This is a genomic window from uncultured Veillonella sp. (genome assembly GCF_905209685.1).
Classification (GTDB): Bacteria; Bacillota; Negativicutes; order Veillonellales; family Veillonellaceae; genus Veillonella.
In genome coordinates this window covers 1-10,128 of sequence record NZ_CAJLUB010000061.1, presented here as the reverse complement: position 1 = coordinate 10,128, position 10,128 = coordinate 1, and the positions used below count along the sequence as shown (strand labels likewise).

The 10,128-nt window shown below is 38.9% G+C and carries 11 protein-coding genes; 1 reads left to right on the top strand and 10 read right to left on the bottom strand.

Annotated features, from left to right (window positions below; all coding sequences use genetic code 11):
• Positions 1–268 (bottom strand): hypothetical protein (locus QZ055_RS05760; protein ID WP_295825242.1); only part of this gene is annotated, 268 nt, incomplete at its 3' end.
• 331 nt (positions 269–599) lie between these two features.
• A complete protein-coding gene (locus QZ055_RS05755; RefSeq protein WP_178885497.1) occupies positions 600–2,015 on the bottom strand; it encodes an aspartate ammonia-lyase in 1,416 nt (471 codons plus the stop codon).
• Between the two features lie 262 nt (positions 2,016–2,277).
• On the opposite strand from QZ055_RS05755, the gene QZ055_RS05750 reads away from it, so the two are divergent.
• The gene (locus tag QZ055_RS05750; RefSeq protein WP_295825240.1) at positions 2,278–3,894 is read left to right on the top strand and encodes a glycosyltransferase family 39 protein; all 1,617 of its coding nucleotides are present in this window, start codon (positions 2,278–2,280) and stop codon (positions 3,892–3,894) included.
• Between the two features lie 102 nt (positions 3,895–3,996).
• On the opposite strand, the gene rplL is transcribed toward QZ055_RS05750, so the two are convergent.
• The 8 genes from rplL to QZ055_RS05710 form a co-directional block, all read right to left on the bottom strand.
• The gene (rplL, locus tag QZ055_RS05745) at positions 3,997–4,365 is read right to left on the bottom strand and encodes a 50S ribosomal protein L7/L12 (RefSeq protein WP_005385476.1); all 369 of its coding nucleotides are present in this window, start codon (positions 4,363–4,365) and stop codon (positions 3,997–3,999) included.
• Positions 4,366–4,435: 70 nt separating this feature from the next.
• Positions 4,436–4,942 (bottom strand): 50S ribosomal protein L10, encoded by a 507-nt coding sequence (gene rplJ, locus QZ055_RS05740; RefSeq protein WP_105089712.1) that lies wholly within the window; start codon positions 4,940–4,942, stop codon positions 4,436–4,438.
• A 172-nt stretch (positions 4,943–5,114) separates the two neighbouring features.
• Complete coding sequence (gene rplA / locus QZ055_RS05735; protein WP_005385473.1) at positions 5,115–5,825, bottom strand: 50S ribosomal protein L1; 711 nt, start codon at positions 5,823–5,825, stop codon at positions 5,115–5,117.
• A 76-nt stretch (positions 5,826–5,901) separates the two neighbouring features.
• Entirely contained in the window at positions 5,902–6,327 is a 426-nt protein-coding gene (gene rplK / locus QZ055_RS05730) for a 50S ribosomal protein L11 (RefSeq protein ID WP_004693535.1), read from the bottom strand.
• Between the two features lie 103 nt (positions 6,328–6,430).
• On the bottom strand, positions 6,431–6,967 hold the full coding sequence (gene nusG, locus QZ055_RS05725; RefSeq protein WP_005385471.1) for a transcription termination/antitermination protein NusG: 537 nt from the start codon (positions 6,965–6,967) through the stop codon (positions 6,431–6,433).
• A gap of 12 nt (positions 6,968–6,979) precedes the next feature.
• The gene (secE, locus tag QZ055_RS05720) at positions 6,980–7,201 is read right to left on the bottom strand and encodes a preprotein translocase subunit SecE (protein WP_005385468.1); all 222 of its coding nucleotides are present in this window, start codon (positions 7,199–7,201) and stop codon (positions 6,980–6,982) included.
• A gap of 41 nt (positions 7,202–7,242) precedes the next feature.
• Positions 7,243–7,392, bottom strand: a complete 150-nt coding sequence (rpmG, locus tag QZ055_RS05715; protein ID WP_004693530.1) for a 50S ribosomal protein L33 — start codon at positions 7,390–7,392, stop codon at positions 7,243–7,245.
• Positions 7,393–7,661: 269 nt separating this feature from the next.
• Positions 7,662–9,899: a nitric-oxide reductase large subunit gene (locus QZ055_RS05710; protein ID WP_295825238.1), complete on the bottom strand. Its 2,238-nt coding sequence runs from the start codon at positions 9,897–9,899 to the stop codon at positions 7,662–7,664.
• Between the last annotated feature and the right edge of the window lie 229 nt (positions 9,900–10,128).

The window sequence follows — 10,128 nt, the reverse complement described above, 5'->3', positions numbered from 1 at the left end:
GTGGTGCTGCGTAAGTAGCATCACGGTTTTTACATTCATTAATATCATACTTAGGTTCACCTAAGCTGAAACCTTCGAAAGAAAGTACTAGATTACCTGAATTGTCTTTAATCGGAGAAATATCGTTGAAAATATTTTGTAAACCACTCTCCAAGAACCACTCATACGATTTACGCTGAATGTCCAATAAATGCGGCATCTTGATAACTTCGTTAATTTTTGCGTACGTATAACGAGTTCGTTTGCCTACCTGTTCAGGTTTGAACATATTTGCTTTCACCCCTATCAAAACACACTGGTCTACCATTTTCTATAACGGCACGGAAAAGACATCTTACAGGTCTCAGTTTTCCTGCTCGGATAACGTCAAATAAAGCAAGGCCCATTTCATTTTTAAAAATAACCTTGCTTTCCATTAACCAAGCACAACCTTGGAAGAAAACCTAATCACTATTCAAGTTATAGTTTTTATATCCAAAAGCAGGAAACGCTACTTTTGCAATATATAATTCTATCAGTATTAAAAAAGACTGTCAACCAAAAGGGTTGACAGTCTTTCATTTTCATGCTTTATTCATGTATCCAAACAACTGACTATGTTAGTTGCCTTTTTGTTTTAAAAGATTAGCACCAGCAATACCAGGGCGAGTCATTTCTTTAGGAGAAAGGATATGATTGATTTCATCTTCAGTCAATAAACCTTTTTCCAAGATGATATCACGGATAGCACGACCAGTAGTATAAGCTTCTTTCGCAAGAGAAGATGCTGTTTCATAGCCAAGGTGTGGCAATAATGCAGTTACGATACCAACGGAACGGTTCAACCAGTATTCGCATTGTTCACGATCTACTTCAAGATCCACGAGTAATTTATCAACGAATGTATTTACGCCGTTTTTGAGGTAGCAAAGATTATTGAACAAATTGTAAGCCAATACAGGTTCCATTACGTTCAATTCGAATTGACCATTTTCTACAGCCAATGTAATTGTTAAGTCATTACCGATAACTTGGTAACATACTTGGTTCAATACTTCGGCGATAACAGGGTTAACCTTGCCTGGCATGATGGAAGAACCAGGTTGGCGAGCAGGCAATTTTAATTCCCCAATACCACAACGAGGACCAGATGCCATCAAGCGGAAGTCGTTAGCCATTTTAATCAATACAAGAGCAGTTACTTTCAAACCGCTGGAGATATCAGCAAAGATATCTGTATTGTTGGTAGCATCAATTAAGTTTTCCGCAGTGTAGAATGGTTCACCTACTACTTCACTAAGTTCATAAGCTACATCATGAATATAATTAGGTTCCGCGTTAAGGCCTGTACCAACTGCAGTAGCACCCATGTTAATTACATGTGCACCTTCAACAGCAGATTTAATACGTTTAATACCGCGGCGAACACCGGATGCATAGGCACCCATTTCTTGGCCTAATGTAATTGGCACCGCATCTTGTAAATGAGTACGACCCATTTTCAAAATTTCGCTATATTCATCAGCCTTTTTCTCAAGTTCATCAACAAGGCGTTGTAATGCTTCAAGTAAAGGTTTAGATTTCAAAATTGCACATACCTTGATTGCGGTTGGGAAAGCATCATTTGTAGATTGTGCCATATTACAATGGTTGTTAGGGCTTACAATATCATAGCTTCCTTTTGGATGACCCAAAATTTCACAAGCACGGTTAGCCAATACTTCGTTCATATTCATGTTTACAGAAGTACCTGCACCACCTTGAATTGGATCAACAGGGAATTGGTCAGCAAATTGACCTTCAATTACTTCATCTGCAGCTTGTACAATAGCTTTACCAATAGATACATTCAAGCGACCAGTTTTCATATTCGCTAAAGCAGATGCTTTTTTTACCATTGCCAATGCTTTGATAAAGTCTTGGTCCAAGTGTTTACCTGTAATATGGAAGTTTTCTAATGCACGAATTGTTTGTACACCGTAATATAATTCATCAGCTACTTCTAATTCACCTAAGAAATCATGTTCTTTTCTCATAATAAATCCTCTTTCTACTATTTTTATACAAAATAGTATTTTAATGAAACGGTTTTATCTTACGCGCTCATTATAGCATGTATTTTGTATACATAAAAGTCATTTCATGTATTCTGTACAAACAATATTCTATACAATATATTATTTCATAAATAATTATTTTGTAACTATTTCCATATTGCTAAAAGCTTTATCTTTCATTGGTTTAATTATTACACGCCCTATAGTACAATAATATAAACTATGTAAGTAAGGAGTAATTATGATTAACAATCACATGCTGCGCATAGGTGCGCTATTTTTATTAACCGTACTAAGTTACGGTTTCTATAATGCCTATCTACCCATAACCGATCCAGTTGAATCCAACTATGTATTATCTGCTATTACAATGCTAAAACATAACTCATGGATATCACCCATGATATATGACCAAGTATGGTATGATAAACCGCCTCTCACCTATTGGGCACTTATGATAAGCTATAAACTATTTGGCATATCTGACTTTACATCGCGTATACCGAATACACTCATTGCCAGTGGCAGTGTAGCGCTTATGTACCATCTTGTGTATCGCATTAAAGAGTCCACGCATATAGCAGTAACAAGCGCCATACTTTTATTTGGTGCCTTACAGTTCTGGTACATTTCACACGCAGTCATAACAGATGGCTTCCTCTTCTTCTTTTCACTAGCCATCTTCGGCTATTCTTATCTAGCTTTCACCAAGAACGATAAACATTCCATGGTAAAAGCCTATGCGGCAGCAGCCTTAGCGGTCGTAACTAAAGGGCCTGTTGGTATTGTTCTGCCTGGATTAATACTATTACTATTCATTGCTGCACGATGGTTCACCCAAAAAGATAAGGATGAATACTCACTTGCTAAGGATATTACATTATTATTTAATCCTTTGGGAATTCTACTATTTATAGTTCTTGCCAGTCCATGGTACATCGCTATGTACTTGATTCACGGTCAAGAATTCATATCTGGTTTCCTAGGGCTTCACAACATGGAGCGAGCACTTGTATCTGAGCACCCAAAATTCAATGTTTGGTATTATTACCTAATCATTGTCCCTCTTGCTCTATTACCATGGACACCAGCCGTTATTTACCGACTCAAAAACATTACCTGGAAAAATAATTTTTATCTTCTCGGCGCTATCTGGTTTATAGTAATTGTATTATTCTATTCACTAGTGGCCACAAAGTATATAACCTATACATTACCAGCTATAATCCCATGTCTTATCTGGGGTGCTGAAGCTATCACAGCTAGCTGCCATAACAAGAGTACTAGTTTTAAATATATTGTGACGATTCCATTAGGCATATATACAATCTTATTCCTAGTAGCCAGCATCGCAACACCAGAATTAAATCCTATACCATTAATTAGTGCATTCGTATTACTAGTACTATTTGCACTAGTAGTAAAACGGTACAGACATAGCAACTTACCATTATCTATCTATTTAGCCACACCTTTAACTATTTTATATACGGCAATCACAATAACTGTAACATCTATTTTATCTGATCAATCGGGGCTTCAATTCAAGCCATATATTAAGTCAAGTGCTCAACACACATATATATATGGTACCTACTATACATCGATTGTATATTATACAAAAGATACACCAACTCAAGTATTTGTACATACTACAGATAATCCTGTATGGACAGCAGGCAAAACATTGATGCCCACTATAACAGTAGAAGAGTTTGATACAAGGGTATCTAATGAAAAAGGTGCTATCATCATTGTGCCAAATAAATATAGTAAAGAATTTGCTAATTCACCAACCAATAACATAGCAACAGAAGTTGGAAAAACTAAATCGGCTAGCATTTATAAAATTCAATAATCATAGCAAAAACTGGCTAATTGGTATTGATAGATAACTACAAAATTTATTTCTATAACAAAAAAGGCGTACCCGAGGGTACGCCTTTTATTATGGCTAGAATTATTTCAATTCTACAGTTGCGCCAGCTTCTTCCAATTGAGCTTTCAAAGCTTCAGCTGCTTCAGTAGCTACGCCTTCTTTTACAGGTGCAGGAGCGCCATCAACGATAGCTTTAGCTTCTTTCAAGCCAAGACCAGTTGCTTCACGAACAACTTTGATTACGTTGATTTTGGATGCGCCAGCATCTTTCAAGATTACGTCGAAGGAATCTTTAGCAGCGCCGCCTTCAGCACCACCAGCAGCTGCTACAGCTACAGGAGCTGCTGCAGTTACGCCAAATTCTTCTTCAATTGCTTTTACAAGATCATTAAGTTCAAGAATAGTTGCTTCTTTCAATTCAGCAACGATGTTTTCAATGTTCAATGCCATTTTAGTTTTCCTCCATAAAATAGTTTATTGTATCAGTCTTAAGCGACCAATGAATACTTCGCAGAAATTATTATTCTGCAGCTTCTGCTGGTTGAGCTTCTGCAACAGCTTTGACAGCGTATGCAACGTTGCGAACAGGAGCTTGCAATACGGAAAGCAACATGGAAAGCATGCCTTCGCGGTTTGGAAGACTTGCAATTGCTTTAACGCCTGCAGCATCCATAACTTCGCCTTCAACGATACCAGCTTTAACTGTTACAACTTCTTTCTCAGTAGTTTTGATGAATTGTTCGATTACACGAGCAGGTGCAACAGCATCTTCTTTAGAAGTAGCCAATGCAGTTGGACCTTCTAAATGCTCAGCGAAACCTTCAAGATTCAATTCATTTGCAGCAATGCGAGTCAAAGTATTTTTGATTACTTTGTATTCAACGCCTTCAGCCAACATTTTGCGGCGAAGATCAGTTGCTTGCGCAACAGTCAAACCAGTGTAACCAATCAATACAGCGCCTTTTGCTTCAGAAAGAGTTTCTTTCATTTGAGCAACGATTGCTTTCTTTTGTTCAGTGACAGCCATTAGATTACCTCCTTGTAGATTTTTTGGTGCTCTATGTACTATCTTAGCGTAAAAACGACCCCATCGCACGCGATGAGGTCGAACTAGTCCTAGATTATCTAGTGTCAGCCTCAGCGGGCGGATTTTCATCCATTATACATACCAGCCGTCTACAGCTAAGAGACATATGTGATTATTGCTCTTTTGTAACGTTGCTCAATTTGAACACGTTCAAAGGCACACCAGGGCCCATTGTAGCGGACAAGGTTACAGATTTAATGTATTGACCTTTAGCTGCTACAGGTTTAGCCTTGATAATAGTATCAACGATTGTACGGTAGTTGTCAAGTAATTTTTCTTCATCGAAGGACGCTTTACCGATGGAGCAAGAGATAATACCTGCTTTATCAGTACGGTATTCGATTTTACCAGCTTTGATTTCGTTTACTGCACGAGCAACGTCTGGAGTTACTGTACCAACTTTAGGGTTTGGCATCAAGCCTTTAGGACCCAAGATTTTACCAAGACGGCCAACTTGACCCATCATGTCTGGTGTAGCAACTACTACGTCGAAGTCGCTCCAACCACCTTGGATTTTAGCTACTAACTCTTCAGAACCTACGAAATCTGCACCAGCTTCTTCAGCTGCTTTAATGTTGTCGCCTTTTGCGAATACAAGAACGCGTTTAGTTTTGCCAGTACCATGAGGCAATACTACTGCACCACGAACTTGTTGATCAGCGTATTTAGGGTCGACATTCAAGTTGAAAGCGATTTCAACTGTTTCATCGAAATTTGCAGTTGCAGTTTTCTTAACCAACTCGATTGCTTCTACTGGTTCGTAGAACTTACCAGCTTCAATAAGTTTTACTGCCTCAGCGTATTTCTTACCTACTTTTGCCATTATAATATCCTCCTTATGTGGTCAAACGGGAATTCCCTCCCACCGATTTGCGCCTTATGCGCAAGTCGTACGCTTATTAGTCAACGATTTCAATGCCCATGCTGCGAGCAGTACCTTCTACCATGCGCATACCTTGTTCTACGGTATTAGCATTCAAGTCAGGCATTTTCAATTCAGCAATTTCACGAACTTTATCGCGACCTACTTTTGCTACTTTATCACGGTTAGGTACACCAGAACCTTTTGGAATACCTGCAGCTTTTTTCAATAATACTGCAGCTGGTGGAGTCTTAGTGATGAAGTCGAAGCTACGATCTTCATATACGTTAATAACTACTGGGATAATTAAGCCAGCTTGTTTAGCAGTACGTTCGTTGAATTCTTTTGTGAAAGCAACGATGTTAACACCTGCTTGACCTAGTGCAGGACCAACTGGTGGTGCTGGAGTAGCTTTAGCGGCTTCAATTTGTAGTTTTACTTGTTTAACTAATTTCTTAGCCATGGGTAATTAAACCTCCTATGCTTATACTGTGGTGGTAACGGATATACATCCTCCCACTGGCAACCAAAATCGATTGCTCTTTTTTAGAGTTATAATATATATATTAAAGAGCTTTCTCAATTTGAGAGAACTCTACCTCTACCTCGGTATCTCGGTTGAACATTTCCACATTAAGTTTCAATGTTCCTTTTTCAGGGTTAAGTTCGGTAATAACACCTAGTTTATCTTCAAAGGCCCCGGACGTAATGCGTACCGTTTCACCAACTTCTACATCGATGTTGATGCTTGGTTTCTTATCCAAGCCCTGAGACTTAAGTATATGTTCTACTTCGGAATCAGAAAGTGGAACTGGTTTAGTGGCAGAGCCAACGAAGCCTGTTACACCTGGTGTGTTTCGCACAACATACCAAGAGCGGTCGTTAACTTCCATTTCAACCAATACGTACCCAGGAAATATCTTACGTTTTACTACTTTTTTAACCCCATCTTTTTCATCTATTTCGTCTTCAAGAGGTACCAAAATTCGGCTAATCACATCTTGTAGACCCATAGACTGAACTTTAAGTTCAAGAGTGGTTTTAACTTTATTTTCGTAGCCTGAATAGGTATGAATTACATACCACTTCTTATCTGCTTCCATGAAATGGCCCCCTTATCCAACAAAGTGCAACAACGTATTAAAAAGTTGGGCAAAGACTGCATCAAGTACATAAATAATAAAGGCGATAAAAATCGTCACTAAGAATACTACTATTGTGTAATTGATGAGTTCTTTTTTTGTTGGCCAGACTACTTTTTTAAGTTCAGCTTTCACACCGCGGAAGAATTTTCCAAATCCACCACGCTGCTGCACTGCTGAGTTAGACTTTGCCATTGTTTCACATCCTCAAATCAACAGGTAATGAATGATAAGAATTATTTTGTTTCACGGTGTAATGTATGTTTACCGCAGAATTTGCAATATTTCATCATTTCAATACGATCAGGATTGTTCTTTTTATTCTTGTTCGTTTGATAGTTACGTTGTTTGCAATCTGTGCAAGCTAAAGTAATGGCATTACGCATCCGGATACACCTCGCTTTTTATTTACTAATCTGTCTCTTGTACTCGAAAACGCTCGACTACATACTAAAGAAATATATCATACGTAGCAAGCGATGTCAAGAATTTTGAGCAACTCAAAAAAGCCAGGCACATGTACCTGACAGGGATAGTATAACAAAAAATGGCGTTCCTTGTCTAGAAAGGAACGCCATTAATATGGTAATAAATTATCACATATTTTTCATACAATTTATGCCGTTAATGCATAGAATTATATTATGTCTGTCAATTAGGATTTCTTCGGAAATAGAACTTTCACAATTTGCCAGAAGAATGCTACGGCACCAATGATTAGTATTGTATCACCAATCATACGAAGCCAACGCAAGTTTTGTAACAATGGTTGTTGCATGAATTCTTCGCTACGCGCAAACCACAAGCCATGTGTAATGCTTGCCCACGCTTGGATAAGACCTATCGGCAATAAGCTGATGAGCACCATTAAGGCAAGGCCTATATTGAGAGCCCAGAATCCAAATTTCATCAATTTATCGTTGAATTCAACTTCAGGTCGAATATAACGAGCAATAAGGAATACAAAGCCTAAGCTTAAGAAACCATATACGCCAAACAATGCGGTATGCGCATGTACTGCAGTTGTATTAAGACCTTGAATGTAGAATAAGGATACTGGCATGTTGATCAAGAAGCCGAAGACCCCCGCACCAACAAGATTCCAGAAGGATACCGCAATGAAGCAGTATACAGGCCATTTCAAACGATGCATCCAAGGTGCGCTGTGAAGACGTGTATAGTTTTCAAAGGCTTCATAACCTAATAGTACAAGTGGTACTACTTCCAATGCGGAGAAGGATGCGCCTGTCGCCACAATAGTAGAGGTAACACCTGTAAAGTATAGATGATGGAATGTGCCAGGAATGCCACCGATGAGATAAATAGCGCCAGAGGAAATGGCTGCCACAGTACCAGCACGATACGATACAAGACCAAGTGTAACAAAGATAAATGCCATCAATGTAGTAGAGAATACTTCGAAGAAGCCTTCTACCCAAAGATGAATTACCCACCAACGCCAGTACTCCATAATTGCTAAGTGGCTATGTTCACCATAGAACAAACCTGGACCATAGAAGATACCTACCATGATAACAGAGAAGATAAAGGCAGCAATAAGGTTTTTATCCCCTTTTTGTTTGAAAGCACCAATAATACTGCGTATCATGAGTACAAGCCAGAATAGAATACCAATGTATTCAATCCATTGCCAAATACGTCCTAGTTCTATATATTCGTAACCTTGGTGTCCGAGAAGGAAATTCCAGGCTGCTGGAATTTGATGTGCTACACCTAAATATGTGCCAGCGAAGGAACCAACTACGAGGACTACAAGCGCCCAGAATAAAATATCTACACCTAGCTTTTGATATTTAGGATCCTTACCACCATTAATAATTGGTGCCAAGAATAAACCAGCGCTTAAGAATGCCATAGCAATCCAGAACAAGGACGCTTGAATATGCCATGTACGGGCAATAGAATATGGGAAGTATTGAGCTAAAGGAATACCATAGAACGCTTGACCTTCTACAGTATAGTGAGCAATGATACCACCCATCCCCAATTGGAATAAAAATAATGCTAGGATTGTAAATAAATATTTTCCTAATGAACGTTGAGATGGAGTCAAGGTAATCTTGCTAATTGGATCTTCTGCTGGTGGAACCAATGCATGTTCGTCGTCTTTCTTACCAAAGGACCACAACCATACAACTACACCTATGCCACATAATAAAATGATGACACTCACAACAGACCAGGCAACACTTTCAGGTGTTGGATTATGATCCAATAACGGTTCATGTGGCCAGTTATTAGTGTATGTCGCATCTGTACCAGGACGTTGGGTAGATGCCATCCACGTAGTCCAGAAGAAGAAACGAGCCATATCAATACGGTCTTGTAACTCAGGCAATGTATTGTCCTTCATTGCAAAATGATCACGAGTCAATGTCAACTCTGGATTATCACCATAAAGTTCAACAAAATAACGACCTGTAATATTCATCGCCGTAATGCGCTCTGGAGATAAAACCACGGTTCCATCATCGCGAACTGCACTACCTAGATATTCTTCTTTTACCACTTCTTTAACTGCTGCTTGTTGTGCAGGTCCCAATTGGTTATAAAGAACACCAAAGGCCTCTTGCGACTTAATATCCAACATTATAGATACTTCTTTATGCAACCAATCTGCTGTCCAATCAGGTGCTTGATAAGCGCCATGACCTAAAACCGTCCCCACAGATTGACCACCTGTAGATTGCCATGCCGATTGACCATGTAAAATATCTTCCTTAGTGAACAAGACTTGTCCATCTTGAGATACATACGCAGTCGGCACCGGCGGTGCTTGATGATACACATCAGTACCTAGATAACCAAGGATTGAAAAACCAATGATAAGTACGGCTACTACAGCTATCCAATACTTTTTGTATTCACCCATCACTTTACCTCCTTTTCTAAAAAACACAAAAGGAGGGCTTTTGCCCTCCTTAAGATTATAATAGCACCAGTCAAAGATAGTTTCTGTATCTTTGGTTACAAATGTAATAAACAATATATAAATTAACATAAAAATAGGACCCCATTGGGGTCCTATTTTTTATAAAAGGCTACTAATTAACCTTCGATTTCAGTTACAACGCCAGCGCCTACTGTATGGCCACCTTCGC

Excerpts from the sequence above, each read along its gene's own strand:
- QZ055_RS05755 (WP_178885497.1), bottom strand. The coding sequence starts at position 2,015 with ATGAGAAAAGAACATGATTTCTTAGGTGAATTAGAAGTAGCTGATGAA.
- QZ055_RS05750 (WP_295825240.1), top strand. The coding sequence starts at position 2,278 with ATGATTAACAATCACATGCTGCGCATAGGTGCGCTATTTTTATTAACC.
- rplL (WP_005385476.1), bottom strand. The coding sequence starts at position 4,365 with ATGGCATTGAACATTGAAAACATCGTTGCTGAATTGAAAGAAGCAACT.
- rplJ (WP_105089712.1), bottom strand. The coding sequence starts at position 4,942 with ATGGCTGTCACTGAACAAAAGAAAGCAATCGTTGCTCAAATGAAAGAA.
- rplA (WP_005385473.1), bottom strand. The coding sequence starts at position 5,825 with ATGGCAAAAGTAGGTAAGAAATACGCTGAGGCAGTAAAACTTATTGAA.
- rplK (WP_004693535.1), bottom strand. The coding sequence starts at position 6,327 with ATGGCTAAGAAATTAGTTAAACAAGTAAAACTACAAATTGAAGCCGCT.
- nusG (WP_005385471.1), bottom strand. The coding sequence starts at position 6,967 with ATGGAAGCAGATAAGAAGTGGTATGTAATTCATACCTATTCAGGCTAC.
- secE (WP_005385468.1), bottom strand. The coding sequence starts at position 7,201 with ATGGCAAAGTCTAACTCAGCAGTGCAGCAGCGTGGTGGATTTGGAAAA.
- rpmG (WP_004693530.1), bottom strand. The coding sequence starts at position 7,392 with ATGCGTAATGCCATTACTTTAGCTTGCACAGATTGCAAACAACGTAAC.
- QZ055_RS05710 (WP_295825238.1), bottom strand. The coding sequence starts at position 9,899 with ATGGGTGAATACAAAAAGTATTGGATAGCTGTAGTAGCCGTACTTATC.